At 69.8% G+C, this 25,140-nt stretch carries 28 protein-coding genes and 3 tRNA genes; 23 read left to right on the forward strand and 8 right to left on the reverse strand.

Annotated elements, in window-relative coordinates:
• Positions 1–205 precede the first annotated feature (205 nt).
• Positions 206–1,561, reverse strand: a complete 1,356-nt coding sequence (locus ACZ7IB_RS06585) for a sensor histidine kinase (protein ID WP_470909758.1) — start codon at positions 1,559–1,561, stop codon at positions 206–208.
• Between the two features lie 227 nt (positions 1,562–1,788).
• Positions 1,789–2,994, reverse strand: a complete 1,206-nt coding sequence (locus tag ACZ7IB_RS06590; protein ID WP_470909760.1) for a sensor histidine kinase — start codon at positions 2,992–2,994, stop codon at positions 1,789–1,791.
• Between the two features lie 170 nt (positions 2,995–3,164).
• Between ACZ7IB_RS06590 and ACZ7IB_RS06595 the strand changes: the two genes are divergently transcribed.
• The 12 genes from ACZ7IB_RS06595 to htpX all read left to right on the forward strand — a co-directional run bounded on the left by ACZ7IB_RS06595 (position 3,165) and on the right by htpX (position 14,733).
• Positions 3,165–3,566, forward strand: a complete 402-nt coding sequence (locus ACZ7IB_RS06595) for an NADH-quinone oxidoreductase subunit A (protein ID WP_037689408.1) — start codon at positions 3,165–3,167, stop codon at positions 3,564–3,566.
• On the forward strand, positions 3,557–4,237 hold the full coding sequence (locus ACZ7IB_RS06600) for an NADH-quinone oxidoreductase subunit B (protein WP_389607747.1): 681 nt from the start codon (positions 3,557–3,559) through the stop codon (positions 4,235–4,237). Before ACZ7IB_RS06595 ends, ACZ7IB_RS06600 begins: the two co-directional genes overlap by 10 nt.
• The gene (locus tag ACZ7IB_RS06605; RefSeq protein ID WP_470909762.1) at positions 4,234–5,361 is read left to right on the forward strand and encodes an NADH-quinone oxidoreductase subunit C; all 1,128 of its coding nucleotides are present in this window, start codon (positions 4,234–4,236) and stop codon (positions 5,359–5,361) included. Before ACZ7IB_RS06600 ends, ACZ7IB_RS06605 begins: the two co-directional genes overlap by 4 nt.
• Positions 5,358–6,326 (forward strand): complex I subunit 1/NuoH family protein, encoded by a 969-nt coding sequence (locus ACZ7IB_RS06610; protein WP_470909764.1) that lies wholly within the window; start codon positions 5,358–5,360, stop codon positions 6,324–6,326. Before ACZ7IB_RS06605 ends, ACZ7IB_RS06610 begins: the two co-directional genes overlap by 4 nt.
• Entirely contained in the window at positions 6,326–6,967 is a 642-nt protein-coding gene (locus ACZ7IB_RS06615) for a NuoI/complex I 23 kDa subunit family protein (RefSeq protein ID WP_470909766.1), read from the forward strand. The genes ACZ7IB_RS06610 and ACZ7IB_RS06615 overlap by 1 nt, the downstream gene beginning before the upstream one ends.
• Entirely contained in the window at positions 6,964–7,518 is a 555-nt protein-coding gene (locus ACZ7IB_RS06620) for an NADH-quinone oxidoreductase subunit J family protein (protein WP_470909768.1), read from the forward strand. Before ACZ7IB_RS06615 ends, ACZ7IB_RS06620 begins: the two co-directional genes overlap by 4 nt.
• Positions 7,518–7,931: an NADH-quinone oxidoreductase subunit NuoK gene (nuoK, locus tag ACZ7IB_RS06625; RefSeq protein ID WP_470909770.1), complete on the forward strand. Its 414-nt coding sequence runs from the start codon at positions 7,518–7,520 to the stop codon at positions 7,929–7,931. The genes ACZ7IB_RS06620 and nuoK overlap by 1 nt, the downstream gene beginning before the upstream one ends.
• Entirely contained in the window at positions 7,928–9,928 is a 2,001-nt protein-coding gene (locus tag ACZ7IB_RS06630) for an NADH-quinone oxidoreductase subunit 5 family protein (RefSeq protein WP_470909772.1), read from the forward strand. The genes nuoK and ACZ7IB_RS06630 overlap by 4 nt, the downstream gene beginning before the upstream one ends.
• Positions 9,929–9,955: 27 nt before the next feature.
• Complete coding sequence (locus ACZ7IB_RS06635) at positions 9,956–11,530, forward strand: complex I subunit 4 family protein (protein WP_470910431.1); 1,575 nt, start codon at positions 9,956–9,958, stop codon at positions 11,528–11,530.
• Positions 11,527–13,101, forward strand: a complete 1,575-nt coding sequence (locus ACZ7IB_RS06640; protein WP_470909775.1) for an NADH-quinone oxidoreductase subunit N — start codon at positions 11,527–11,529, stop codon at positions 13,099–13,101. The genes ACZ7IB_RS06635 and ACZ7IB_RS06640 overlap by 4 nt, the downstream gene beginning before the upstream one ends.
• 97 nt (positions 13,102–13,198) lie before the next feature.
• Positions 13,199–13,657 (forward strand): large conductance mechanosensitive channel protein MscL, encoded by a 459-nt coding sequence (gene mscL, locus ACZ7IB_RS06645; RefSeq protein ID WP_327273543.1) that lies wholly within the window; start codon positions 13,199–13,201, stop codon positions 13,655–13,657.
• 212 nt (positions 13,658–13,869) lie between these two features.
• Complete coding sequence (htpX, locus tag ACZ7IB_RS06650; protein WP_470909777.1) at positions 13,870–14,733, forward strand: zinc metalloprotease HtpX; 864 nt, start codon at positions 13,870–13,872, stop codon at positions 14,731–14,733.
• A 219-nt stretch (positions 14,734–14,952) separates the two neighbouring features.
• Here htpX and ACZ7IB_RS06655 read toward each other — a convergent pair whose 3' ends face one another.
• Positions 14,953–15,354, reverse strand: a complete 402-nt coding sequence (locus tag ACZ7IB_RS06655; RefSeq protein WP_470909779.1) for a YccF domain-containing protein — start codon at positions 15,352–15,354, stop codon at positions 14,953–14,955.
• Between the two features lie 111 nt (positions 15,355–15,465).
• Between ACZ7IB_RS06655 and ACZ7IB_RS06660 the strand changes: the two genes are divergently transcribed.
• Both ACZ7IB_RS06660 and ACZ7IB_RS06665 read left to right on the forward strand, forming a co-directional pair.
• Positions 15,466–16,023 carry an SMI1/KNR4 family protein gene (locus ACZ7IB_RS06660; protein WP_470909781.1) on the forward strand — a complete coding sequence of 186 codons (558 nt, stop codon included), beginning with the start codon at positions 15,466–15,468 and terminating at the stop codon, positions 16,021–16,023.
• A gap of 106 nt (positions 16,024–16,129) precedes the next feature.
• Positions 16,130–16,402, forward strand: coding sequence for a GlsB/YeaQ/YmgE family stress response membrane protein (locus ACZ7IB_RS06665; protein WP_329836584.1), 273 nt, complete (start codon positions 16,130–16,132; stop codon positions 16,400–16,402).
• Positions 16,403–16,408: 6 nt separating this feature from the next.
• Here the strand turns inward: ACZ7IB_RS06665 and ACZ7IB_RS06670 are convergent, their stop codons facing one another.
• From ACZ7IB_RS06670 to ACZ7IB_RS06680, 3 genes are all read right to left on the reverse strand, one after another.
• Positions 16,409–17,074 carry an alpha-ketoglutarate-dependent dioxygenase AlkB family protein gene (locus tag ACZ7IB_RS06670; RefSeq protein ID WP_470909784.1) on the reverse strand — a complete coding sequence of 222 codons (666 nt, stop codon included), beginning with the start codon at positions 17,072–17,074 and terminating at the stop codon, positions 16,409–16,411.
• A gap of 1 nt (position 17,075) precedes the next feature.
• Complete coding sequence (locus tag ACZ7IB_RS06675; protein WP_470909786.1) at positions 17,076–17,585, reverse strand: methylated-DNA--[protein]-cysteine S-methyltransferase; 510 nt, start codon at positions 17,583–17,585, stop codon at positions 17,076–17,078.
• Between the two features lie 186 nt (positions 17,586–17,771).
• Positions 17,772–18,260: a YajQ family cyclic di-GMP-binding protein gene (locus ACZ7IB_RS06680; RefSeq protein WP_030926258.1), complete on the reverse strand. Its 489-nt coding sequence runs from the start codon at positions 18,258–18,260 to the stop codon at positions 17,772–17,774.
• 214 nt (positions 18,261–18,474) lie between these two features.
• Between ACZ7IB_RS06680 and ACZ7IB_RS06685 the strand changes: the two genes are divergently transcribed.
• Both ACZ7IB_RS06685 and ACZ7IB_RS06690 read left to right on the forward strand, forming a co-directional pair.
• Positions 18,475–18,556 (forward strand) — tRNA-Tyr (locus ACZ7IB_RS06685).
• A gap of 75 nt (positions 18,557–18,631) precedes the next feature.
• The gene (locus ACZ7IB_RS06690; RefSeq protein ID WP_470909788.1) at positions 18,632–19,081 is read left to right on the forward strand and encodes a 2-thiouracil desulfurase family protein; all 450 of its coding nucleotides are present in this window, start codon (positions 18,632–18,634) and stop codon (positions 19,079–19,081) included.
• 64 nt (positions 19,082–19,145) lie between these two features.
• On the opposite strand, the gene ACZ7IB_RS06695 is transcribed toward ACZ7IB_RS06690, so the two are convergent.
• The gene (locus ACZ7IB_RS06695; protein WP_470909790.1) at positions 19,146–19,802 is read right to left on the reverse strand and encodes an SDR family oxidoreductase; all 657 of its coding nucleotides are present in this window, start codon (positions 19,800–19,802) and stop codon (positions 19,146–19,148) included.
• A gap of 34 nt (positions 19,803–19,836) precedes the next feature.
• Positions 19,837–21,132, reverse strand: a complete 1,296-nt coding sequence (locus ACZ7IB_RS06700; protein WP_470909792.1) for an amidohydrolase family protein — start codon at positions 21,130–21,132, stop codon at positions 19,837–19,839.
• Positions 21,133–21,433: 301 nt separating this feature from the next.
• Here ACZ7IB_RS06700 and ACZ7IB_RS06705 point away from each other — a divergent pair.
• The 7 genes from ACZ7IB_RS06705 to ACZ7IB_RS06735 all read left to right on the forward strand — a co-directional run bounded on the left by ACZ7IB_RS06705 (position 21,434) and on the right by ACZ7IB_RS06735 (position 25,056).
• Positions 21,434–21,506 (forward strand) — tRNA-Thr (locus tag ACZ7IB_RS06705).
• A gap of 45 nt (positions 21,507–21,551) precedes the next feature.
• Positions 21,552–21,624, forward strand: a tRNA-Met gene (locus ACZ7IB_RS06710).
• An 89-nt stretch (positions 21,625–21,713) separates the two neighbouring features.
• Positions 21,714–21,878, forward strand: coding sequence for a 50S ribosomal protein L33 (gene rpmG / locus ACZ7IB_RS06715; protein WP_003956487.1), 165 nt, complete (start codon positions 21,714–21,716; stop codon positions 21,876–21,878).
• 103 nt (positions 21,879–21,981) lie between these two features.
• Positions 21,982–22,434, forward strand: a complete 453-nt coding sequence (locus ACZ7IB_RS06720) for a MaoC family dehydratase N-terminal domain-containing protein (protein ID WP_093897220.1) — start codon at positions 21,982–21,984, stop codon at positions 22,432–22,434.
• Complete coding sequence (locus ACZ7IB_RS06725; RefSeq protein WP_266358756.1) at positions 22,434–22,862, forward strand: MaoC family dehydratase; 429 nt, start codon at positions 22,434–22,436, stop codon at positions 22,860–22,862. Before ACZ7IB_RS06720 ends, ACZ7IB_RS06725 begins: the two co-directional genes overlap by 1 nt.
• Positions 22,863–23,002: 140 nt before the next feature.
• Positions 23,003–23,551, forward strand: a complete 549-nt coding sequence (locus tag ACZ7IB_RS06730; RefSeq protein WP_470909795.1) for a TetR/AcrR family transcriptional regulator — start codon at positions 23,003–23,005, stop codon at positions 23,549–23,551.
• A gap of 74 nt (positions 23,552–23,625) precedes the next feature.
• The gene (locus ACZ7IB_RS06735) at positions 23,626–25,056 is read left to right on the forward strand and encodes an MFS transporter (RefSeq protein WP_470909797.1); all 1,431 of its coding nucleotides are present in this window, start codon (positions 23,626–23,628) and stop codon (positions 25,054–25,056) included.
• Positions 25,057–25,140: the final 84 nt, after the last annotated feature.

Here is a 25,140-nt window from a genome sequence, read left to right on the forward strand (position 1 = left end):
CTTTCCCCCACCAGCACTCTTCCCCCCCCCTGTCTCTTTGGCCCCTCTTGTGGTAGGACTCCCACCGCCCCCTCATGGACGTTGCCCCCCCCCCCCCCCCCCCCCCCCCGCCACCCCCCCCCCCCCCCCCGGCCGGGGACAAAGGGAGGGAGAGCAGTGGGGGTGGGGGGGTCCTGTCACGGCTCCGTGCGTGTGTGCGGTGTGTTCAGCCGCGCCACGGCAGCTCGGCCGTGATCCGCGTCGGGCCGCCCTGCGGGGAATCCACGACGAGCACGCCGTCCACCGCGTCCAGCCGCTCGGTCAGCCCGGCCAGCCCGCTGCCCGAGGACACATCGGCGCCGCCGCGCCCGTTGTCCGTGACCTGGAGCATCAGCCGGTCCGCCGTCCGCCACACATCGACCGATGCGCGGGTCGCGTGTGAATGCTTGCTCACGTTCTGCAACAGCTCGGAGGCCGTGAAGTAGGCGATTCCCTCGATGGCCTGGGCGGGCCTGGACGCCAGGTCCACCTCGACCGTCACGGGCACGGTGCAGCGGGAGGCGATGGCGGAGAGTGCGGCGTCGAGGCCCCGGTCGGTGAGGACGGCGGGGTGGATGCCGCGGGCGAGGTCGCGGAGTTCCTGGAGGGCGACCTTCACCTCTCCGTGGGCTTCGTCGACCATGCGGGCGGCGGCCTCGGGGTCGTCGTTGAGCTTCTCCTTCGCCAGGCCCAGATCCATGGCGAGGGCGACGAGCCGGGCCTGTGCGCCGTCGTGCAGGTCCCGTTCGATGCGGCGCAGGTCGGCGGCGGCCGTGTCGACGACCACCCCGCGGTCCGACTCCAGCTCGGAGACGCGCGTCGCCAGCCGGGACGGCCCGAGCAGCCCCGCCACCATCACCCGGTCCACGCCCGCCAGACCACGGATGATCCACGGCGTGACGAGGACGAGTATCAGGCCGCACACGCTGGTCGCAGCCAGGTCGAAGGGGGAGTTGAGGTAGACGTCGTGGGTGCCGTCGCCGTACAGCTGAAGGCCGGCGACCCCCACGTACGTCGGGTAGATCCAGTGCCACAGGGGGTAGGTGAGGGCGGCCCACCCGCACGACCAGAGCGTCAGCGAAACAGTGAAGGCGAAGATCGCCCACGGGAGGTGCAGCAGCGCGTAGAGCAGATGCCGCCAGGACACCCCGCTCTTGAGGACCGCGCCCACCCAGGACAACAGGCCGCCGGTCCTGCCGCGCACCGGCGCCGGGTCCGCCACGTCCAGCTTCAGCAGCCCGCGCGCCCGGGCCCGCTCCATCGCACCGAAACCGCGGCACATGGCCAGCGCGCCGGCCAGGATCGGAACCCCGAGGAAGGTGATCAGCATGCCGATGCCCAGCGTCGTCAGGGTGATCGAGAGGCTGAACAGGACCACGCTGATCGGCAGGCTCAGCAGCAGATAGCCGAACTCGCGCCAGGTCCTGCCCTCGAAAGGCGCGCGCAGCGCGGCCGGGAAGAAGTGCTTCACCGGGGGAGGGTCCCCGAAACCGGCTCCGGACCGCTGGTGGTCCCGAGTGTCCGGTCCGTATGCCGTGGCCATGGGTGCAGTCCGTTTCTTCTCATGGAGCCGGTTTCTCCGGTGATTTCGGGGTTCCGGCCGGTACATCAAGGGTGCTGGGTCGCGGGTCGGCGCACCATGAGGGCGGTATCCCTCTTCGACCGGGGGTTTTCCCTACCCTGCCAGGGGCTCAGGGGGCTGGGCCCGGGCGTGCCGGCCTTCCGGGGGCGCCGGCCTGGGTGTGCCGGCCTTCCGGGGTCGCCGGGCCTCTAGGGGCGCTTGGCCGCCCCCGTACGGTTCGGCTCCCTCTCCCGGTCCCGCCAGGGCAGCTCCGCGGTGACCGTCGTGGGACCGCCGACCGGCGAGTCGAGGACGAACAGCCCATCGACGGCGCCCAGCCGTTCGGCCAACCCGGCCATGCCCGTACCACCGTCCATCCGGGCCCCGCCCTGCCCGTCGTCGGTGACCTGGATCAGCAGCCGGTCCGCCGACCGCCACACCTCGACGGACGCCGAACGTGCCGCGCTGTGCTTGCTCACGTTCTGCAACAGCTCCGAGACCGTGAAGTAGGCGATTCCCTCGATCGCCTCCGCGGGACGCGCCGACAGATCCACCCCCACCGTCACAGGGACGGTGCAGCGGGAGGCGATGGCGGAGAGTGCGGCGTCGAGGCCTCGGTCGGTGAGGACGGCGGGGTGGATGCCGCGGGCGAGGTCGCGGAGTTCCTGGAGGGCGACCTTCACCTCTCCGTGGGCTTCGTCGACCATGCGGGCGGCGGCTTCGGGGTCGTCCGTCAGCTTCTCCTTCGCCAGACCGAGGCCCATGGCGAGGGCGACGAGCCGGGCCTGTGCCCCGTCGTGCAGGTCCCGTTCGATGCGGCGCAGGTCGGCGGCGGCCGTGTCGACGACCACTCCGCGGTCCGACTCCAGCTCGGCGATCCTGCGTTCCAGCTCGTCGGAGGGCGGGAGCAGCCCGCGCACCATCGCCCGGTCGGCATTGGTGAGGAGCCGCGCGGTATAGGGGAGCACCGGCCACAGCACGAAGAGACTCACGAGCGTCACGGCGAAGGTGAGTACGCCCCAGGGCAGCCGTACGAAGGAATACAGCACCGCACGCCAGCCCACCGGGTCCGTGAGGCTCAACCACAGCCAGGGGAAGAACCCCTGTTCCCGGCGGGACAGAACCATCGGGCTCGGTTCGTCGATCCGCACTCCGAGCATGGCCCGCGCCCGGCCCCGCTCGGCCCTCCCGATCAGCCGCGCCCCGTGCAGTCCGACGGCGAGCAGAGGCAGACCGATCACCGTGACCGCAAGCCCCACGCCGATGCCGATCATGAACACTGTGTAAACAAACCCGGCGATGGCCATGGGGAGGTTGGCCAGGAGATGGGCGATCTCCTTCCACGTCCACAGGTCGAGGGCGAAGCGGGCGGGCGGTGGCCGGTCGTTGTCGGGCACCAGGGGGCTCATGGTCATACGCCCCAGACTGCCGGGCGGGGCCTGCGCACGCCATGGGGCTCGTGGGTGGGGTGAAGTAGGGATAACCCCACCCGTTGTCCGATGCGACTGCTTACCCTCTCTTTAACAGGGCCTAGACTCCCGTGCGTACAGATCGTCGAACAGGTTTGAGGGAGCGAGGGGCGGACGTGGCGGACCTGCCGGAATCGACCGTTCTCGCGTCGGACTACTTCCACAGCTATTCAGTGGTCGGACTGCTCGCTGTGATCGGCGTGCTGTTCGTCGCCGTCGCCTTCGGCGCCGGCCGACTGCTGCGCCCCGTGGTTCCCACACCGGAGAAGCTCCTGACGTACGAGTGCGGCGTGGACCCAGTGGGTGAAGGATGGGCACATACCCAGGTCCGTTATTACGTGTATGCCTTCCTGTACGTGATCTTCGCCGTCGACTCGATCTTCCTGTTTCCGTGGGCGACCGTATTCGCCGCACCCGGATATGGGGCGACGACTCTGGTGGAAATGTTCATCTTCCTCGGTTTCCTGGCCGTAGGACTGCTCTACGCATGGAAGAAGGGCGTCCTCGAATGGACGTGACGAGCCCGCCGCCCCCCGAGCACCGGCCCGCAGTGCAATCGGGACCGGAGCCGACGCCCGAGGTGGGGTCCGAACCGCAGCCCGTTCCGACGTTCCTGCCGGAGCCCAAGCGGCTCGGTGTTCTGTCGCGCCTGGCTCCCGAGCCGATGAAGGTGGTCCTGAACTGGGGCCGCCGCTACAGCCTCTGGGTCTTCAACTTCGGGCTCGCCTGCTGCGCGATCGAATTCATCGCCGCCTCCATGGCCCGGCACGACTTCATCCGGCTCGGTGTGATCCCGTTCGCTCCCGGCCCGCGTCAGGCCGACCTCATGATCGTTTCCGGCACGGTGACGGACAAGATGGCACCCGCCGTGAAGCGGCTGTACGAGCAGATGCCCGAGCCCAAGTACGTCATCTCCTTCGGCGCCTGCTCCAACTGCGGCGGCCCGTACTGGGACTCGTACTCCGTGACGAAGGGCGTCGACCAGATCATTCCGGTCGATGTCTATGTCCCGGGCTGCCCGCCCCGGCCCGAGGCGCTCCTCCAGGGCATCCTCAAGCTGCAGGAGAAGATCGCCCGCGAGTCGCTGGGTGAGCGGTATGCGACGGGCGGCGGCAGCCGTCCTTCCACCGCCGCACTGCGCAGCGGCCTGGTCGCCGCGCCGCCGACACCGGGGGAGGGGCAGAAGTGACCGGTACCGAAAGCCATGACCGGGAAAGCTACGACCGGCTTCCGGACGCCGCGGCCGAGCTCTTCGGCGAGGACGCGACGGCCGAGTACGCCTACGACCTGCTGACCGTCGACGTACCGGCCTCCTCCTGGATCGCCGCTCTCGAAACGGCCCGCGGCCGGCTGGGGTGCACCTATTTCGACTGGCTGAGCGCTGTCGACGAACCGGGCACCGGCTTCCGGGTCTGCGTCCACGTCGCCTCCCTGGCCAAGGGCAAGGTCCGTCGGCTCTTGATCCGTACGACCGTTCCGCATGAGGCGGCGGTCCTTCCCACCGCCATCGACATCTACGCGGGCGCCGCCTGGCACGAGCGCGAGACACACGAGATGTTCGGCATCGGCTTCGAGGGCCACCCGCACCTGGTGCCGCTGCTGCTGCCCGAGGGCTTCGAGGGCCACCCGCTGCGCAAGGACTTCGTGCTGGCGGCACGCGTCGCGAAGGCCTGGCCGGGCGCGAAGGAGCCGGGAGAGTCGGAGCACGGCGGCCCGAAGCGGCGCACGATGCTGCCGCCCGGCGTCCCCGACCCGAACGAATGGGGCCCCCTCAAGGGCCAGCTCCCGCCCGCCCCGTCCCGCCCGGCCCGCACCCCGCGTGCGGCGGGCGACCGCCCGGTACGCCGTGCCCGCAGCGCGAGCGAGGGCTCGGCCGGCCAGCAGCCGGAGACGGCAGCACCGGCCGCCGAGCCCACACCTCCCGCAACCCCGCGCCGTACCCGCAGCGCGTCCCAGGGCTCGGCCAGCCAGCAGCGCGAGGCGGCGAAGCCGGGGACGGCCGGGGCACGGGAACAGGCAGGACCGAACGCGTCGGGGACGGGGACGGCAGAGCCGCACCCCGGAAGCAGCGACGCTCCCTGGCACCACGCCCGCCCGGCATTCGACACGACCGGAGGCCCGAAGGCGGAGCCCCCGGTTCGGGAAGGGGCGGGCAGGGGAGAGGCCCCGCGCAGCGACACCCCCGTCCCCGAGGCCACGCCCGCCCCCGACACCACTGCCCCTTCGGACACCCCCGACCAGCCCGAGCCCCCGGCCCAGGACCCCACACCCGAGCCGGCCCCCGACCGCCCCGCCGGAGGCGATACCGCGTGAACGACGCACTGGACGTCGCCCTCCGGCTCGTCATCGTCTTCGCCGTGTTCATGGTCCTCCCCCTCGTCGTGGGGCAGACCGAGCACAAGGTGATGGCCCATATGCAGGGCCGCCTCGGACCCATGTACGCGGGCGGCTTCCACGGCTGGGCACAGCTCATCGCGGACGGCGTGAAGTTCGCGCAGAAGGAAGACATCGTCCCGGCCGAGGCCGACCGCCGTATCTTCCAGCTCGCGCCGGCCGTCGCGCTGCTCCCGTACCTCCTCGTGCTCGTCGCCATCCCGATCGGCCCCAGCGAGGGCGCGGTCGGACAGATCGTCGACGCGGGCATCTTCTTCGTGCTCGCCGTGATGGGCGTCGGAGTGCTCGGTTCGCTGATGGCGGGCTGGGCCTCGGCCAATAAGTTCTCCCTCCTCGGGGGCCTGCGCACCGCCGCCCAGCTGCTCGCGTACGAACTGCCGATGCTGCTCGCCGCCGCCTCCGTCGCGATGGCGGCAGGCACCGTCTCCCTCCCGGGCATCCTCAACGCCTTCGAGTGGTGGTGGCTGCCCTGGCAGATCGTCGGCGCCCTGGTCTTCTTCGTGGCCGGACTCGCTGAACTGCAGCGCCCGCCGTTCGACATGCCGGTCGCCGACTCGGAGATCATCTTCGGCGCGTACACCGAGTACACCGGCCTCCGTTTCGCACTGTTCCTGCTCGCCGAGTACGCGGGCATCGTCGTCCTGTGCGGACTGACCACCGTCCTCTTCCTCGGCGGCTGGCACGGCCCGTTCGGCGCCGACGGGCTCGGCTGGGTCTGGACGTTCCTCAAGACCGCGGTCCTCGCCTTCGTCGTCATCTGGCTGCGCGTGAGCTACCCCCGGCTCCGGGAGGACCAGCTGCAGAAGCTCGCCTGGACCACTCTCATCCCGCTCGCTCTCGCGCAGATCGCGCTCACCGGCATCGTGAAGGTGGCGATCAACTGATGGCTGCATCGCTCCCGCCCTCGCGGCCCCGCATCCCCGGCTCAGGCCTGGCCAAGGGCCTGGCCGTCACCCTGCGGACGATGACGAAGAAGACGGTCACCGCGCAGTACCCGGACGTCCAGCCCGAGCTTCCGCCCCGCTCCCGCGGTGTCATCGCACTGTTCGAGGAGAACTGCACGGTCTGCATGCTCTGCGCCCGTGAGTGCCCGGACTGGTGCATCTACATCGACTCCCACAAGGAGACGGTGCCCGCCGCCACCCCGGGCGGCCGCGAGCGCAGCCGCAACGTCCTCGACCGCTTCGCGATCGACTTCTCGCTCTGTATGTACTGCGGTATCTGTATCGAGGTGTGTCCCTTCGACGCGCTGTTCTGGTCGCCGGAGTTCGAGTACGCGGAGACGGACATCCTCGAACTCACTCATGAGCGGGACAAGCTCCGCGAATGGATGTGGACGGTGCCGGAACCGCCCGCACTCGACCCTGGCGCCGAGGAGCCGAAGGAGATCGCCGCCGCCCGCAAGACGGCGGAGAAACTCGAAGCCCAGCGCGCCAAGGAGGCGCAGGAAGCCCAGCAGGCCGAAGAAGCCCAGCAGGCCAAAGAGACCCAGCAGGTTCAGAGGGAAGAAGAGGGGGAGGAGTGACACTCGCAGCCACCGCGGCCCACTCCGGCTTCCTCTCCCCGACCGGCATCGAGATCGCTTTCGTCCTCGTCGGCATTGCCACCCTCGGCGCAGCCCTCGTCACGGTCACGACCAAGCAACTGGTGCATGCCGCCCTCTGGCTGGTCGTGGCGCTCGGTGGTCTCGCCGTCGAGTACCTCCTGCTCACCGCGGAGTTCATCGCCTGGGTGCAGGTACTGATCTACGTCGGTTCCGTGGTCGTTCTCCTTCTCTTCGGGCTGATGCTCACCAAGGCCCCCATCGGCCGCTCCCCGGACGCCGACTCGGGTAACCGCTGGGCGGCCCTCGGCGTGGCGGTCGCCGCCGCCGGCGCGCTCGTCTGGGTCGTCGTCGACGCCTTCCGCGCCACCTGGATCGACCTGGACGGACCGGCCCAGGGCTCCACCGAGGTGACCGGCGCCTTCCTCTTCCGGCACTGGGTGCTGCCGTTCGAAGCGCTCTCCGTCCTGCTGCTCGCCGCCCTCGTCGGCGCGATCGTCCTGTCCCGCAAGCGCGGTAAGGAGCAGAGCTGATGCACCTCGCCTATCCCGCCGTGCTCGCCGCCCTTCTCTTCTGCACCGGGCTGTACGGAGTGCTCGCCCGCCGCAACGCGATCCTGGTCCTGATGTCCGTCGAGCTGATGCTCAACGCCGTCAACCTCAACCTGGTCGCCTTCGACGTCTGGCTCCGCGACACCCTGCACTCCGGCCAGGCCCTCGCCCTCTTCACCATCGCCATCGCGGCGGCGGAGATCGGGATCGGCCTGGCGATCGTCCTCGCCGTCCACCGCAACCGCGGCAGCTCGGACGTCGACCGTCTCCGCGACACCGCCGAGACCGACGCCGCCGAAACCCTCCCCGACGACGAGGCCGACGAGACCCACGGCACCGAAGACCAGGCCACTGCTCCGGCAGGGAAGGCAAAGAAGGCAGAGGCCACCGCGTGACCACCACGACCCTCGCCGTCCTCGTCCCCCTTCTTCCGTTCCTGGGCGCCGCGGCCGGTCTCCTTCTCGGACGCACCGCCCCCGGATACGTACGCCCCCTCGCCGTACTGCCCACCCTCGCCGCCTTCGTGCTCGCCGTCGTCGTCGCCTCGGACCAGGGCGGCGGCCGGGCCATCGACGCCGCGACCCGGCTCACCCCCACCGGCTCGGTCCCGATCGACCTCGCCCTGCACCTCGACGGTTTCGCGGTCCTCGTCGCCGTCCTGGTCGGGCTCGTCGCGACCTGTGTGCAGATCTACTCGACCGCCTACCTGCGCGACGACCCCCGCTACCCCTCGTACGCGGCTCTCGTCTCCCTCTTCACCGCCGCGATGCTGCTCGTCGTCTACTCCGGCGACCTGATGGTGCTCCTGGTCGGCTGGGAGATCATGGGCATCTGCTCGTACTTCCTCGTCGGCCACTACTGGGAGACGCCCGAAGCCCGCGCCGCCTCCCTCAAGGCCTTCCTGGTAACCAAGCTCGGCGACGTCCCCTTCCTGATCGGTCTGTTCGCGCTCGCCGCCGACACCGGCACGTTCCGCATCACCGGCATCCTGGGCGCCGTCGCGAACGGTGGCCTGGACCACCCCACCGTCGTCGCCCTGCTGCTCCTCGCGGGCGTCGCGGGCAAGTCCGCGCAGTTCCCCCTGCACACCTGGCTGCCCGACGCGATGGCCGGCCCCACCCCCGTCTCCGCGCTGATCCACGCCGCGACGATGGTCGCCGCCGGTATCTACTTCGTGGCCCGGCTCCTCCCCGTCTTCGCCCAGTCCGGCGCGGCCCTCGTCGTCCTCGCCGTGATGGCGGCGATCACGATGATCGGCTCGGGACTCGCCGCCCTCGCCCAGGACGACATCAAACGCGTCCTCGCCTACTCGACGATCGGCCAGCTCGGCTACATGTCCGGCGCGCTGGCCGTCGGCGACCGGGGCGCCGCCGTCTTCCACCTCCTCTCCCACGGTGCGTTCAAGGCCGTCCTCTTCCTCGCGGCGGGCGTAGTCATCCACGCTGCCGGGACCAACTCGCTGGCCGCCATGTCCCGTATGGGCGGCCTGACGAAGCGCATCCCGGACGCCTACTGGACGATGACCGTCGCCCTCCTCGCGCTCGCCGCCATCCCGCCGTTCGCCGGCTTCTTCTCCAAGGAAGCCGTCCTCGTCGCCGCCGAGCACACCGCACTCGGGAGCCGGCACGTTGCCCCGGCCGCCGCCGGCTGGACCGTCCTCGTCGCCGGACTGCTCGCCGCCGTCCTCACCGCTGCGTACGCCACCCGCCTCTGGCTCCTCGCCTTCCGGGGCCGCGGCGCCGAGGTCCCCGACCACGGCAGGCAGCCCGTCGCGATGACCGCCGTCCTCTGGGTGCTCGCCGTCCCCACCATCGCCTTCGGACTGACCGTCGGCGCGATCACCGACTGGTTCGACGGCCACAGCCTCACCCCGTCCGTGACCACCGCCGTCCTCTCCACGGGCGTCGGTCTCGTCGGCGGCCTCGTCACCTACGGCGGCTGGCGCCACACATCGGCACTCGCCGCCCGCACCCCCGTCGGCACCGTCGTCGCCCACCCCGACGCCGAACCCGCCCTCGTCGAGGCCCAGGCCATGTCGGCGCACACCGCCGCCTACGGCACCGACGGGGACGCCCCCGACCCGGCCGACCCCGGCCGCCTGCTGCTCGGCCCGCTCCACCGCCACGCCGCCGCCGGCTTCCACCTCGACGCCCTGTACACGACCCTGTTCGTCCGCCCCGTCCAGGCCGCGGCGAGCCTCGTCCGCTTCCTGGACCGCGAGGTCGTCGACACCTACGTACGGGGCTCCGGCACCGGCGCACGCTGGCTCGGCACCGCCGTCCGCCGCGCCCAGACCGGCAATGTGCAGACCTACCTCAGCGCACTGCTTGCCGGTTCCCTGGTCCTGGCGATTGCCGCCGTCGTTTTTGCCAACGTCAACGCCGGGTCGTGAGCCGTGATCGATATCAGCGAATCCGTGATGCAGTTCCTTCTTGCGTTCATCGTCGTCGTCCCGCTCATCGGCGCCGTGGCCGCTCTGTTGCCGGCCCCGCCCGGGCTGAAGGGAACCAGCCCCGACCAGGCCGTGCTCCGCCACGGCGTGACCGTCACCGGTGCGGTCCTCATCGCCGCGATCGTGCTCGCCGTCGGCTTCGACCACGACCACCCGTCGAAGATGCAGGCCACCACCGACATCAGCTGGATCCCGGCGCTCGACGTCCGCATCCACCTCGGCATCGACGGCATCTCGCTCCCCCTTCTCGTACTGACCGCGCTGCTGACCTTCCTCTGCGCGCTCTACAGCTACTTCAAGCTGCAACATCAGCGGCTGACGCCGCGGGCTGAAGGCCCCTCCCCGAAGGCCTTCGTCGCACTCATCCTCGTCCTGGAGTCCGGCACCCTCGCGACCTTCGCCGTCCTCGATCTGCTGCTGTTCTTCCTGGCGTTCGAGATGGTGCTCATCCCGATGTACTTCCTCATCGCCCGCTGGGGTGGTGCGCAGAAGCAGGCTGCCGCCTGGAAGTTCATCCTCTACACGCTGCTCGGCTCGGTGATCATGCTGCTGGGCCTGCTCCTCATCGGACTCAAGAGCGGCACCTTCGACATGGTGGCACTCGCCACTGACAACGGCCGTGGGCTCACCTCGTCCGTGCAGGTCATCGCTGTTCTGGCGATCGGTATCGGGCTCGCCGTGAAGACCCCGATGTGGCCGCTGCACAGCTGGCTCCCGGACGCCCACACCGCCGCCCCGACCGTCGGCTCGGTCCTGCTCGCGGGCGTCCTGCTGAAGATGGGTACGTACGGATTCGTCCGCATCCTGCTCCCCATCACCCCCGACGGCATGCACACCTTCGCGCCCTACCTCGCCGCCTTCGCGGTCGTCGGCATCGTCTACGGATCGCTCGCCTGCCTGGCGCTGGCCCGCCCAGGCTCCAAGGGCGACCTCAAGCGCCTGATCGCGTACTCCTCCGTCGGGCACATGGGCTTCGTACTCCTCGGCATCGCGAGCATGACCCCCACCGGAGTCAACGGCGCGCTCTTCGCCAACATCGCCCACGGTCTCATCACCGGCCTGCTGTTCTTCCTGGTCGGCGCGGTCAAGGACCGGTACGGCACCGCCGACCTCGACACCCTCTCCGGCGCCACCGGGGCCGCGCTCTACGGCCGCGCCCCCCGCCTCGGCGGCCTCCTCGCCTTCGCCGCCGTCGCCTCCCTGGGCCTGCCCGGGCTCGCCGGGTTCTGGGGCGAGATGCTCGCCCTGTTCGGCTCCTTCGACCCAGCCGACGGCCTCAGCCGCCCCGCCTTCCTCACCTTCATGTCGATCGCCGCGTTCGGCACCCTGCTCACCGCCGCGTACATGCTGATCGTCGTACGCCGGGTCTGCATGGGTGAGAAGCGGGAAGAGCCGCAGCAGCTGGCCGATGTCCAGACGTACGAATTCGCCGCCTGGACCCCGCTCGTCGCCCTCACCGTCCTCGCCGGTCTGTGGCCCGCCGTCCTCCTCGGCCTCACCGACCCGGCCGTGCAGAAGCTCCTCGCAGGAGGCAAGTCGTGACCACAGCCGTCGTCACCCCGGGCGTCGTCACCACAGCGGCCGAGAGCACCACCAGCCTCGTCCAGTCCGTCGACTGGCTCGCGATCGCGCCCCCGGTCGTCGTCGCGACCGTCGCCCTGATCGTCCTGGTCGCCGATCTCTTCCTGCCCGAGGAACGCAAGCCGCTCCTCGGCCGGGTCACCATCGCCGGACTCGTGGCCGCACTCGCCTTGCTCGTCCCGCTGCGCGACGGCGACCGCTCCACCTTCTGCCTCACCGCGGCAACCACCGGCACCGGCGGCACCGGGGCCTGCAGCTACACCGCCGACCACTTCGCCCTCGTCATCCAGGCCCTCGTACTCGGCGGCGCCCTGCTGACGGCCCTGCTCTCCCTCGGCGACACACGCAAGCTCCCCGCGGGCGAGTTCTGGTTCCTCCTGCTGTCCTCCGCGTCCGGCGCCGCGCTCCTGCCCGCCGCCCGCGACCTCGCCACCCTCGTCGTCGCCCTCGAAGTCGCCTCGCTGCCCGCCTTCGCCCTCGTCGGCATCAAGCGCGGCGACAGGCGCTCCTCCGAAGCCGCGCTGAAGTTCTTCCTCTCCTCCGTCGTCGCGACCGCCGTCATGCTGCTCGGCGTCAGCTTCGTGTACGCCACCACCGGCACCCTGCACCTCACGGAGATCGCCGCCCGGCTCGACGACGTACCCGGTCAGCTCGACACCCTCGCCCAGGCGGGTGTCGTCCTCACCCTGGTCGGCTTCGCCTTCAAGACGGCCGCCGCGCCCTTCCACTTCTGGGTTCCCGACACCTACGTCGGCGCGCCCCTGCCGGTCGCCGCCTATCTGTCGGTCGTCGGCAAGGCGGTCGGCTTCTCCGGCCTCATCCTCGTCACCGTGATCGCGTTCCCGGCGTACGCCGACGTCTGGGGACCGGCCCTCGCCGTCCTCGCCGCGCTCACCATGACGACCGGCAACGTCGCCGCCCTGCGCCAGAACGCCACCCGCGTCCGCAGCGCCGTACGCCTGCTCGCCTGGTCGTCCGTCGCCCAGGCCGGCTACCTTCTGGTGCCGATCGCCGCCGCCGCGTACTCCAGCGACGAGCACATCGGCTCCACCGTCGCGTACGCCCTCATGTACGCCGTCGTGAACCTCGGCGCATTCGCGGTCGCGGCCCTCGTCGCGCGTACGAACCCCGGAAACCGGATCTCCGACTACCGCGGCCTGTACGCCACCCGCCCCCTGACCGCCCTCGCGATGGCCTTCTTCCTGCTCTGCCTGGCCGGCCTGCCGCCCGGCATCGTCGGCCTCTTCGCCAAGGTCACGGTCTTCTCCGCGGCCGTCGACGCGGGACTCGGCTGGCTCGCCGTCGTCATGGCCGTCAACGTCGTGATCGCGCTCTACTACTACCTGCAGTGGACCGCGGCGCTCTTCCGTGCTCCGGAAGAGACCCCGGCGGACGAGGCCGTACCCGCCCCCACCAGGCACCGCGCCCCGGTCTCCCTCACCGCCGCGATCGCCCTCACCGCCGTCGGCGGCGTCGTACTCTCCGGTGCCCCGCAGACGGTCCTCAGGTTCGCCGCCGTCAATCTCTTCTGATGTACGCAAGATCGGTTTGCCCGGGACGGCCCGTACAGGGCAAGGTCATGCCCGCACATCCCCACAAACGTACGCATGTCCCAGAGGAGCAAGAGCAGTGCTGAACGGGTTCAAGGACTTCATCCTGCGCGGAAACGTCATCTCCATGGCCATCGGGCTGGCCGTCGGAGCCGCGTTCACCGCAGTCGTCACCGGATTCAGCACCGCCTTCATCACCCCGCTGATCGGCCTCGCAACCGGTTCCGTCGGAGACTTCAGCGCGGCGGAGTTCTCGATCGAGGGCGCCATCTTCCCGTACGGGAAGTTCCTCGCCGCCGCCATCGCCTTCCTGATCACCGCGGCGGTGCTCTACTTCTGCGTCGTCGTCCCCATGACGAAGGTCCAGAACCGCTTCTCCAAGGCGGACGAGAAGGTCGACATCAAGGCCGCCGTGCGCGACTGCCCCCGCTGCTACACAGAGATCCCCGCCATCGCCTCCCGCTGCGCCCACTGCACCAGCGAGATCAAGCCGGACCCCGAGGCCCTCGCACTCGCCGGCCTCCCCGCCCAGCGCTGAGCCGCCCGGCGCCGACCGGCACACGCCGATCCCTCCACCCGTACGGCCCAGGGCCTGATCCGGCCGCCAATGCCGGACAGGCCCTGTTCCCGCGGCCGCGCACAAGGGAACTAGCTCTCCTCGCCTGGCGTTGACCAGTACGGGAAGCTCCACTGGGGAGTGGAGACCACCAAGCAAGGGGTTCCCCTACCGCACCACTTGGAGGGCGTACCGTGCACCGCCGGCACAACGGGCTGAGAACCGCCGTACTCCTCGGGGGCCTGTCCGCACTCATCATCGTCATCGGAAGCTTCTTCGGACGTACAGGCCTGATCGTCGCGCTCCTCGTAGCCGTCGGCACGAACGCCTACGCGTACTGGAACAGCGACAAGCTGGCGCTCAGGGCCATGCGCGCCCGCCCCGTCAGCGAATTCGAGGCGCCACAGCTCTACCGCATGGTCCGCGAGCTCTCAACAGCAGCCCGCCAGCCCATGCCCCGGCTCTACATCTCCCCGACACAGGCCCCCAACGCCTTCGCCACCGGCCGCAATCCGCGCAACGCGGCGGTCTGTTGCACCGAGGGCATCCTGCAGATTCTGGACGAGCGAGAGCTGCGCGGAGTCCTCGGCCACGAGCTGAGCCATGTCTACAACCGCGACATCCTGATCTCGTCCGTCGCCGGAGCGCTCGCCTCCGTTGTCATGTTCCTGGTCAACTTCGCCTGGCTGATCCCGGTGGGCCGGTCCGACGACGACGAGGGCCCCGGCCTCCTCGGCATGCTGCTGATCATGATCCTCGGCCCGCTGGCCGCCTCCGTCATCCAGCTGGCCGTAAGCCGCTCCCGCGAATACGAGGCGGATGCCTCGGGCGCCCAGCTGACCGGCGACCCACTGGCCCTCGCCAGTGCCCTGCGGAAGCTCGAAGCCGGTACGAAACAGCTCCCTCTGCCCCCCGAGCCGAGGATCGAGACCGCGAGCCACATGATGATCGCGAATCCCTTCCGCCCCGGCCAGGGCATCTCCAAGATGTTCTCGACACACCCGCCGATGGCGGAGCGCATCGCACGCCTGGAGCAGATGGCAGGTCGTCGTCCGTGAGGACGATCCGTGGGGACGCCGCTGGTGGAAGTCGGAGAGGAGCAGACCGAAGAAAATCCACAGAGGAATGCCGAGCACAGCGAGCACGGCGATCGCCGCCCCGGCCAGGCAGCCGCACCCCGTCAGTCGGCTGCTGGTTCTCGCGTACTCGTCGTTGTGCCCCCATGCCTGCCATGCCGCCATTGAAGCGCAGCCCTTGCCAGGGGCCGACGACAGCTCCTAGCGGGCTCCGAACGCTTCGTCGGTCGTGACCACCTCTCGGCCCAGCGGCATGAGAGAGATGGGGATCATCTTCAGGTTGGCCCAGCCGAAGGGGATTCCGATGATCGACACGAACAGCGGGATGCTCGTGATCAGGTGCCCCAGCGCGAGCCACCACCCGGCGAAGACGAGCCAGATCACGTTACCGACGCACGAGGGCGCACCCGCGTCGGGCCGCTCCACGGTGGTCCGCCCGAATGGCCACAGCACGTAGCCGGCGATTCTCAGCGAGGCGATGCCGAACGGGATCGTCACGATCAGGACGAAGCAGATGATCGCAGCGAGCAGGTAGCCGAGGGCCATCCAGAACCCACAGAACACCACCCACAAGACGTTCAGGATCAGCTGTATGAGCTTCATGATCACTAGCCTTCCGCAAGTTTCGCCTGTCAGGGCTGTTCAAAGCCAGTATCGGTCCCGGAACCGAAGAGGGCTCGCCTGACTGTCAGTGCCGTCGCCCACCATGAACCCATGAACGACACCGAGCAGTTGCTGGCAGCCGCGGAGAAGACCGCACGCACCACCCCGCGCTGGGAGAAGTACCCCCTCCCGGCACCCCTGCCCGCCGAGGGCGTCGTGCGTGCCGAAGCCGCCCTCGGCTTTGCCCTGCCGCCGCTGCTCACCGCCCTGTACACCCGGATCGCCAACGGCGGCTTCGGGCCGGAGTACGGTCTGATGCCGCTGATCGGCGACCGGGCTCCGGACGGGGAGGAGTCCGTCGTCGCGCAGTATCTCGCCCACCGCCGGAGCGCGATCGAGGAGGGCGAGTGGCCGTGGCCGGAGGGCGTGCTGCCGATATGCAGCCTGGGCTGCGGGATGTACTCCTGTGTGGACTGCCGCAGCGAACACACAACGGTGCTGCTCTTCGAGCCGAACGCCGACGAGCCGGAGCACGCCTGGTACGTGGACCAGCCCGACCTCGCACAGTGGCTGCGCAGCTGGCTGGACGGCACCGCTTGGTACTCCGAGGAGCCCGAGGACGAAGGGGCCGACATGGCGCCCTGGCCGGATTTCAGCGCCCGCGCATGACCCATGGACAGGCGGGTGCGGCCCGTTCGCGGACCGCGCACTGCAACCGCCCGACCGGCAGGAACGTCTTGGATTCCAAGACCGAGTGACGGGTAGGTTCGCACGCATGAGCATCATTGGCTGGATCATTCTCGGACTGCTTGCCGGCGCCATCGCCAAGGTCCTGCTCCCGGGCCGCGATCCGGGAGGCCTGGTCGGCACCACCCTCATAGGGATCATCGGGGCCTTCCTCGGCGGCTGGATATCGTCGCGCTACCTCGACCGACCGATCTCCAACGACTTCTACGACACGGCTACTTGGGTGGCGGCCATCGGCGGTTCGCTGGTTCTGCTGATCGTCTACCGGCTGCTCTTCGGGAACTCCCGCGAACGTCGCTGACGCCCGTCAGCGCCTGGGGCCCAACCCGGTCTCGCGCAGGGTCAGATTGAGCCGGCCACGGCTCATCCCTGTCGCAGGATCGGCCGTCCCCGGACGGACCTTCGGTACGCCGTGGAAAGCGAAGCGTGAAGGCCCGCCGAAGACGAAGAGGTCGCCGGAGGCCAACTCCACATCTGTGTAGGGCTTTCCGCGGTTCTCCGTGTTCCCGAAGCGGAAAACACAGGTGTCGCCGATGCTGAGTGACACCACCGGAGCGCCGGACCGCTCCTCCTTGTCCTGGTGCATGCCCATCCGCGCCGCGCCGTCGTAGAAGTTGATGAGGGCGGCGTCCGGCGCGTACATCCGGGCCGGGCTCTCGTCCCCGTACGCCTCTGCCAGAGCCTCCCGGCCCAACTCCGCCAGCCAGTCGGGAAATTCGGCGACCCGTGCACCGTTCGCATCGTCGGCCGTGCGTGAATACCGGTACGGCTGCCAGTGCCACCCCAGGCAGACCGTCTGTACGGACATCACCCCGCCACCCGGCACCACAGCGTGCCGCAACGGCACAGGCCCGCGCGCCCATTCCCGGCAGGCCGCCACCAACTCCCGTTGGCGCTCCGGCGGCAGCCACTCGGGCACATGCACGGCCCCCGGCGCGACGACGGCCCGCGGCCTCGGAAAGAGCCCGGACATGTCAGCGCACCGCCAGGGCGCCTTCCAGCCCCAGAAGCTGTTCCTTGCGCTCCAGGCCACCCGCGTACCCCCGCAAGGCGCCGTCCGCGCCGATCACCCGATGGCACGGCCGTACGACCAGCAGGGGATTGCGCCCGATCGCCGTACCCACGGCCCGCACGCCCGCCCCGGGCGTACCGATCCGTTCGGCGATCTGCCCGTACGACACGGTCTCCCCGTACGGGACAGTGTCCAGCGCCGCCCAGACCCGGCGCTGGAAGGCGGTGCCCAGGCCGTCCGCGTACACGATGTCGAAGTGGGTCAGCCGCCCCTCGAAATACTCCCGCAGCTGTGCGGCGATCCCCGCGAAGGCTTCCGGCGCGTGGATCCATCCGTCCTGGACGACTGCGGCGCCGTTCTGGCCGGGCAGCGAGAGTGAGGCGAGCGCGACTTCGCCGTCCGTGCCTGCGGCCTCCTCGCCGACCAGCAGCAGCTCACCCAGCGGGCTGTCGACCGTTGCGTACATGGTCATGACTCGTCCCTCTCCTTGCCCGTCATGCCGGAAGTCGACAGGATCGTCGTCCGGCATGGACAAGTCTGCGTCCCCCGCTCCGCCGCGACCGGCGGTATTCGGACATCGCATCCCGGGTGCGGGGCGGAGCGGCGCATCCCGCTCCGCGCCACCCCGCACCCGGAAGGCGCACGGCCTGCCGGAGGTCTACCGGTAGTTCACGAACTGCACGGCGAAGTCGAAGTCCTGGCCCTTCAGCAGCGCCTGCACGGCCTGCAGATCGTCCCGGCTCTTCGAGCTGACCCGCAGCTCATCGCCCTGGACCTGTGCCTTGACGCCCTTCGGGCCCTCATCGCGAATGATCTTCGCCACCTTCTTGGCGTTCTCCTGGGAGATGCCCTCCTCGATCGTGGCGAAGATCTTGTACTCCTTGCCGGACAGCTGCGGCTCGCCCGCGTCCAGAGACTTCAGCGAGATGCCGCGCTTGATCAGCTTGGACTGGAAGATGTCGAGGATCGCCTTGACCCGCTCCTCGCCGTTCGCCTCCATCAGGATCTTCTCGCCGGACCAGGAGATCGAGGCGCCGGTGCCCTTGAAGTCGTAACGCTGCGAGATTTCCTTGGCGGCCTGGTTGAGGGCGTTGTCGACCTCCTGCCGCTCGACCTTCGAGACGATGTCGAAACTGGAGTCGGCCATGACGTGTGGCTCCTTGTATCGGGGGTGCTGGGAAACGGGGTGCATACGGGCGGCTGCGGGCCTGCCGGCCCCGCGCCGCCGATCAAAGCCTAGCCACCCACGCCCGATCGGGCCGCTGATCAATCCAGTGGCGTAGCACCCCCGGGCATCGGGTATCGTTTACGTCGTTGCCACGGAGCACCGCCGAAAAGCGGTTCTCACGGCAGCAATCCCCGGCGGTGTGCCCGAGTGGCCAAAGGGAGCAGACTGTAAATCTGCCGGCTCAGCCTACCCAGGTTCGAACCCTGGCGCCGCCACATAGCAAGGCCCCTGTCCCAGGACAGGGGCCTTCTTTGTTTCCGCTGTGAAAGATAGTAAAGAAGCTTGTGAACATGGAACCTGTGCTGGTCAGCGCCTGTCTGCACGGTGTGCCCTGCCGCTTCGACGGCCGCGGCAAGGCCTCCGCCGCAGTGACCGAGGCCATCGGGGACCGCCGCCCCGTCGCCTTCTGTCCCGAGGTCGAGGCCGGACTGCCCACCCCGCGCCGCCCCGCCGAGATCGTCGGCGGCGACGGCCACGACGTGCTGGACGGTCGCGCCCGCGTCGTCGACGACACCGGGCACGATGTGACGGAGGAGTTCGTGGACGGCGCCCGGCGGGCGCTGGAGACCGCGCGCAGGGCCGGATGCACCGAGGCGCTGCTGATGGCGCGCAGCCCTTCCTGCGGGCGCGGCACGGTCTATGACGGTACGTTCGCGGGCGAGCTCCGCGAGGGCGACGGCGTCACCGCCGCCCTGCTGGAGCGCCACGGCATCACGGTCCGCCCGGCGCCGGGCGGCTGAACCGGGGCGGCGGACCGCCGCCCCGGACCGGACGTGCAGTCGTCAGGAAAGCCGAACCAACGGCTCAGTTCCCCGCCACGTCCTTCACGGCGACCGACACCGGCATGTTCCCCGAGATGAGTTCCAGGGTCAGCCCTGCCGTCGCCGGGGTCTCCAGCAGCTCCAGCAGCGCCGCCGCCACATCGTCGCGCGGCACCGGTCCGCGGCCGGTCGAGGCGGTCAGGAGGACCATCCCGGTGCCCGCGTCGTTCGTCAGCATTCCGGGGCGCAGGATCGTCCAGTCGAGTGCGGTCCTGGAGCGCACGTACGCGTCCGCGGCGCCCTTCGCCCGCAGGTAGGCGTCGAAGACCTCGTCGCCCGGGTGGTCGGGGTCGGCGCCCATCGACGAGACCACCACGTAGCGCCGTACGCCTGCCCGTTCCGCCGCGTCCGCGAACAGCACCGCCGCGCCGCGATCCACCGTCTCCTTGCGTTCCGAGCCGCTGTTCGGGCCCGCACCGGCCGCGAAGACCGCCGCGTCGGCGCCGCGCAGCACCTCCGCCACCTCCTCCACGGAGGCCGATTCGAGATCCAGGACGACCGGCTCGGCGCCTGCCGCCCGGAGGTCCTCGCTCTGTTCCGGATTCCGGATGACGCCTACGGCCTCGTCCCCGCGCGCGGCGAGCAGCCGCTCCAGCCGCAGCGCGATCTGACCATGTCCACCTGCGATGACAATGCGCATGGTCACGACCGTACGCCGCGGCGGGCCCACGCGCTCAGGGCCCGCCGCAGGGACCGGAATCCGGCCGGGCCTGGCGGGGCAGACCGAGGGCGACGACGGTCTCGGAGTCGCAGTACTCGCGCACCGCACTCGTCCGCGTCACGACCCGGCCGCGATGCACCACGACCCGGCTGTAGGCGAGCGACAGCACGCCCGAGAGCTGCTCCCCGCGTACGGCGAGCAGCTCGGCCGGGAAGCCGGCCTCGACCCTGACCTCGGGCAGCCCCATCGCCTTCCTCGCGACCGAGGAGACCGCCTCGTACGCCTCATCGGCCCGCATCCCGCTCTGCGAGGCCAGCAGGTAGGCGGCCTCCAGCGGATCCCCGCGGCCCACAGGGTTTGCGACGTCCCGCAGCGCTCCGCTGCCCGCCGCGACCCGTACTCCGGCCGCACGCAGCAGCCGTACGGGGGTGGTGCCCCGGCCTTCCACCCCGCAGCAGCCGCCCTGGGGGAGGCAGATCACCGTCACTTCGGCCGCGGCGAGCTGGTCGGCGGCGCGGGCCGCGGCCTGAGGGGGAAGCCGCGAGAGGCCGGCGCACGGGCCGATGGAGACGCCGGGCCGCAGCCCGCCCGCCATGGCGGCCAGTCGGCCGAGCCGGGCCGGATCGCCACCGTCCGTGTGCAGATCGACGGGGCAGCCCTGTTCGGCGGCGATCTCCAGGACGGCTTCCGCGTACCCCGCCGGATCCGGGTCGAGGTCGGGGCAGCCGCCGACCGCGCCGGCCCCCATCTTCACGGCGTCACGCAGCATGGCCAGGTTGTCGGCGCCCGCGATGCCGGTGAGCAGTCGGGGTACGGCGACGGGGGTCAGCTCGGCGAGTCCGCGCAGCGAGCGGCGTGCCTGCAGTACGGCTTCGAGGGAGGTGAGGCCCTGGACGTCCCCGATCCGCACGTGCGCGCGCAGCGCGGTGGCGCCGTGCCCGAGCTGCAGCAGGGAAGCCTCGGTGGCGCGGCGCTGGATGTCCTCCCGGCGGTGCGACACGGGTCCCGGACTGTCGGGGCCCGCACCGTGCGCGGTGAGCGCGGTGTCGCTGTGGGCGTGGGGCTCGGCGGGGGCGGGGAGCAGCAGATAGCCGCGCAGGTCCACCCGCGGAACCGGTGCGGCCAGACTGCCCGCGGTGCCGACGGCCTCGATGCGGCTGCCGCCGAGCCGTGCGTCCACGATGCGGCCGTCGGTGAGACGGGCGCCGCAGAGCACCAGGGCGCCGGTCTCGGCGGTGTCGGGGCTGCTGGTCGCATCGGCCGCGTCGGCGGCGTCGTCGTCCGGCCGCCGCGGCTGGCTGTCGGGCATCGCGCTCCTGGGAAGGGGGACAAGATCACGCAGAGTGAGTCGAGCCTAGGGGCGTGTTCGGTCCGGTTCGAGGAGGAGCGAAATAGTCGTACCGGTGTGGCCCTGAGGGGTATCCGGGGCACGGGTGTACGGCTGGGCCGCGATGGCTCAACCGGTGGCCGAGGTGCTGTTCAAGCGGCTGGTGGGCGGGCCGGAAGGCCGCCGGTCGGGGGATCGGCGGGGTCTCGATCAAGGGCGCAGGTCGGGGCTTCGAAACGGATTTGGGCGATCGGCGACCAACCGTGTAATGTCTTCATCGCTCGCCCCAATAGCTCAGTCGGTAGAGCGTCTCCATGGTAAGGAGAAGGTCTGCGGTTCGATTCCGCATTGGGGCTCTGGTGATCGGGAAACCCCGCTTCGGCGGGGGGACTCGTCATCAAAGCGGTGTAGCTCAGTCGGTAGAGCAAGCGGCTCATAATCGCTGTGTCACCGGTTCAAGTCCGGTCACCGCTACTTACGGTAGCCGATTGTGGGGTCGGTCCTTCGATCGGCTACTCTTTTTTGCGTTCATCCGTCCATCCGTCCGTCCAAGGAGCACTCACGTGGCTGCCACCGACGTCCGCCCGAAGATCACGCTGGCCTGCGTGGAGTGCAAGGAGCGGAATTACATCACCAAGAAGAACCGGCGTAACAACCCGGACCGTCTTGAGATGAAGAAGCACTGCCCGCGCTGCAACTCTCACACTGCGCACCGCGAAACGCGCTGAAACAGGCTCGTACACGAGGCCGTCCCCACTGGGGGCGGCCTCGTGTCGTTGTATGGGGGCTGTTCTTCGGCCTTTTCAACTTTCATCAGGAGGTAGCGAGCTCATGGCGCTCGACCAGTCCTTCGTGGGGCGGATCTATCCGCCCACCCCGCCGTACGAGGTCGGCCGGGAGAAGATTCGCGAGTTCGCCGAGGCGGTGGGCGACACGAATCCGGTGTACGTCGACCCCGAGGCCGCCAAGGCGCTGGGTCACAGCGATGTGATCGCGCCGCCGACGTTCGTCTTCTCGATCACCTTCAAGGCCGCGGGACAGGTGGTGCAGGACCCGCAGCTGGGCCTGGATTACAGCCGCGTGGTGCATGGTGACCAGAAGTTCGCCTATGTGCGCCCCGTGCGTGCGGGGGACCGGCTGACGGTCACCTCGACGATCGAGGGCATCAAGTCCCTGGCGGGCAACGACGTCCTGGATATCCGTGGCGAGGTCCACGACGAATCCGGTGAGCACGTCGTGACCGCGTGGACGAAGCTGGTGGCGCGCGCCGCCGAGGAGGCGTGATGACGGCGAAGGTTGCTTACGAGTCGGTCGAGGTCGGTACGGAGCTGCCGGCGCAGTCCTTCCCGGTGAGCCGGGCGACGCTGGTGCAGTACGCAGGCGCTTCCGGTGACTTCAACCCGATCCACTGGAACGAGAAGTTCGCCCGCGAGGTCGGACTGCCGGATGTGATCGCGCACGGCATGTTCACCATGGCCGAGGCGATCCGGGTGGTCACGGACTGGGTCGGCGACCCGGGTGCGGTCGTCGAGTACGGGGTGCGGTTCACCAAGCCGGTTGTCGTGCCGAACGACGACAAGGGCGCCCTGATCGAGGTCAGCGCCAAGGTGGCCGCCCTGCTGGACGACAAGCAGGTGCGGGTGGACCTGACGGCCATGAGCGAGGGCAAGAAGGTGCTGGGCATGTCCCGTGCGGTGGTGCAGCTCGGCTGAGGCCGTTGAGTGCGGGTGAGGGGCACCGTCCTTGGGTGGTGCCCCTCACCCGTGCGGCCGCCCGACGCGCCGTTCGTCGGGCCTCTGCAGGCTGCTTGACCAAGTTAGTGATTGAGTACTAACTTTGTTGCATGGCAAGGATGAGTGCAGAAGAGCGGCGCGAGAGCGTCATTCGTGCGGCGATCACCGAGTTCGCCCGCGGCGGTTACGACGGCACCTCCACCGAGGTGATCGCCAGGCGCGTGGGCGTCTCGCAGCCTTACCTCTTCCGTCTCTTCCCCAACAAGCAGGCCATGTTCCTCGCCGCCGCCGAGCGTTGCCTCGTGGACACCCGGAAGGTCTTCTCCGACGCGGCCGAAGGTCTTGAGGGTGACGAGGCGCTGCATGCCATGGCCGCGGCGTATCAGCGCCTGATCGTCGGCGACCCGGACAAGCTGCTCATGCAGATGCAGGTGTACGCGGCCGTCGCGGCGGCCGAAGCCTCGGGGGATCACGAGTTCGGCGAGTCGGTTCGCGCCGGCTGGCTGCAGATGTGGGACGAGGTCCATCTTGTGCTCGGTGCCGATCTCAGTGGGACGACGACGTTCCTCGCGTACGGCATGCTCGTCAACACCCTGGCCTCGCTGGGTTTCCCGGCCGGTCACCGGATCTGGTCGGGTTTCTACGACTCGGCCAGGCCGATCGCCTGAACGGTGCGACCCGGGTTCTGCCCGGCTTTCTGCCCAGATAAGTTAGTAATCGATAACTAACCCCAGGGGGAGCAGTGAACCAGCACACAGCAGGCCGCTCAGGAGCGGTCTGGGCCCTTGTCATCACCAGCGTCGCCGGATTCATGGCGGCCCTCGACAACCTCGTCGTCACCACCGCCCTGCCCTCCATCCGCAAGAGCCTCGGCGGCGAACTGCCGGAGCTCGAATGGACGGTGAACGCGTACACCCTCACCTTCGCCGTCCTGTTGATGCTCGGGGCTGCCCTCGGCGACCGGTTCGGCCGGCGCCAGCTCTTCCTCGCCGGGCTCACCGTCTTCACCGGCGCCTCCGCCGCGGCAGCACTCTCGCCCGGGATCAACGAACTGATCGCCTTCCGGGCCGTCCAGGGCGTGGGTGCGGCGATCATGATGCCGCTGACGCTCACGCTGCTCACGGCCGCCGTGCCGCCCGCACGCCGCGGTGCCGCGCTCGGCATCTTCAGCGCCGTCACCGGACTGGCCGTGGCCAGCGGGCCGCTGATCGGCGGCAGCCTCACCGAGCACCTGTCCTGGCAGTGGATCTTCTGGCTGAACGTCCCGATCGGCCTGGTCTTGCTGCCGCTGGCGCGGCTGCGCCTGACGGAGTCGCACGCGCCGGACTCACGGCTCGACATACCCGGCACGCTCCTGGGCAGCGCCGGACTCTTCGGCATCGTCTACGGCCTGGTCAACGCCAACTCCGACGGCTGGACCAGCCCCACCGTCCTCACGGCCCTGTTCGGCGGCGCCGCGCTCATCGGCGGGTTCATCCACCACGGCTTCCACGCGAAGAACCCGATGCTGCCCATGCGGCTCTTCCGCAGCCGTGCGTTCTTCGGGATCAACATGGCCAGCCTGCTGATGTTCTTCGGGATGTTCGGGTCGATCTTCCTGCTCAGCCAGTACTTCCAGGGCGTGCTGGGCTACTCGCCCACCGAGGCCGGTCTGCGGATGCTGCCCTGGACCGGGATGCCGATGCTGGTCGCACCCATCGCGGGCACGCTCTCCGACCGGTTCGGCGGCCGCCCGGTGGTCGTGGCCGGGCTCGTTCTCCAGGCGGTCGGCCTCGCACTTTTCGCGATGGTCATCGGGCCCGACGCCTCGTACTCCTCGCAGCTGCCCGGCCTGATCGTCGGCGGCGTCGGCATGGCTCTGTACTTCGCACCCGCCGCCAGCCTCGTGATGTCCAGCGTCCGCCCCGCCGAACAGGGCATCGCCTCCGGTGCCAACAACGCCCTGCGCGAGGTCGGCGGAGCACTCGGGGTCGCCGTGCTCGCCACCGTCTTCTCCTCGCAGGGCGGTTACGACTCCGCGCGGTCCTTCACGGACGGGACCGTTCCGGCGGTGTGGATAGGTGCCGGTGTCGTGGCGCTGGCCGCCCTCGCCGCCCTGCTCATCCCGGGCCGCCGCAACGCCTCGGCCCCGGAGCCCGAGGCGGCCGAGGAGCGCATCTCCGTCGCCGCCTGAGCCACGGCTGCGCGCGTACGGTCCGTGGGGCCGCCCAAGCGGCGGGGGCAAGGAGCGTACTTTTTTTCCCATGGCGAGAGTCCC

This window comes from Streptomyces sp. NPDC037301, assembly GCF_055602785.1.

Coding starts and splice junctions, on each gene's coding strand:
- ACZ7IB_RS06585 (WP_470909758.1), bottom strand. CDS start 1,561: ATGGCCACGGCATACGGACCGGACACTCGGGACCACCAGCGGTCCGGA.
- ACZ7IB_RS06590 (WP_470909760.1), bottom strand. CDS start 2,994: ATGACCATGAGCCCCCTGGTGCCCGACAACGACCGGCCACCGCCCGCC.
- ACZ7IB_RS06600 (WP_389607747.1), top strand. CDS start 3,557: ATGGACGTGACGAGCCCGCCGCCCCCCGAGCACCGGCCCGCAGTGCAA.
- ACZ7IB_RS06615 (WP_470909766.1), top strand. CDS start 6,326: ATGGCTGCATCGCTCCCGCCCTCGCGGCCCCGCATCCCCGGCTCAGGC.
- nuoK (WP_470909770.1), top strand. CDS start 7,518: ATGCACCTCGCCTATCCCGCCGTGCTCGCCGCCCTTCTCTTCTGCACC.
- ACZ7IB_RS06635 (WP_470910431.1), top strand. CDS start 9,956: ATGCAGTTCCTTCTTGCGTTCATCGTCGTCGTCCCGCTCATCGGCGCC.
- ACZ7IB_RS06655 (WP_470909779.1), bottom strand. CDS start 15,354: ATGAAGCTCATACAGCTGATCCTGAACGTCTTGTGGGTGGTGTTCTGT.
- ACZ7IB_RS06660 (WP_470909781.1), top strand. CDS start 15,466: ATGAACGACACCGAGCAGTTGCTGGCAGCCGCGGAGAAGACCGCACGC.
- ACZ7IB_RS06665 (WP_329836584.1), top strand. CDS start 16,130: ATGAGCATCATTGGCTGGATCATTCTCGGACTGCTTGCCGGCGCCATC.
- ACZ7IB_RS06670 (WP_470909784.1), bottom strand. CDS start 17,074: ATGTCCGGGCTCTTTCCGAGGCCGCGGGCCGTCGTCGCGCCGGGGGCC.
- ACZ7IB_RS06675 (WP_470909786.1), bottom strand. CDS start 17,585: ATGACCATGTACGCAACGGTCGACAGCCCGCTGGGTGAGCTGCTGCTG.
- ACZ7IB_RS06680 (WP_030926258.1), bottom strand. CDS start 18,260: ATGGCCGACTCCAGTTTCGACATCGTCTCGAAGGTCGAGCGGCAGGAG.
- ACZ7IB_RS06690 (WP_470909788.1), top strand. CDS start 18,632: ATGGAACCTGTGCTGGTCAGCGCCTGTCTGCACGGTGTGCCCTGCCGC.
- ACZ7IB_RS06695 (WP_470909790.1), bottom strand. CDS start 19,802: ATGCGCATTGTCATCGCAGGTGGACATGGTCAGATCGCGCTGCGGCTG.
- ACZ7IB_RS06700 (WP_470909792.1), bottom strand. CDS start 21,132: ATGCCCGACAGCCAGCCGCGGCGGCCGGACGACGACGCCGCCGACGCG.
- ACZ7IB_RS06720 (WP_093897220.1), top strand. CDS start 21,982: ATGGCGCTCGACCAGTCCTTCGTGGGGCGGATCTATCCGCCCACCCCG.
- ACZ7IB_RS06725 (WP_266358756.1), top strand. CDS start 22,434: ATGACGGCGAAGGTTGCTTACGAGTCGGTCGAGGTCGGTACGGAGCTG.
- ACZ7IB_RS06730 (WP_470909795.1), top strand. CDS start 23,003: ATGAGTGCAGAAGAGCGGCGCGAGAGCGTCATTCGTGCGGCGATCACC.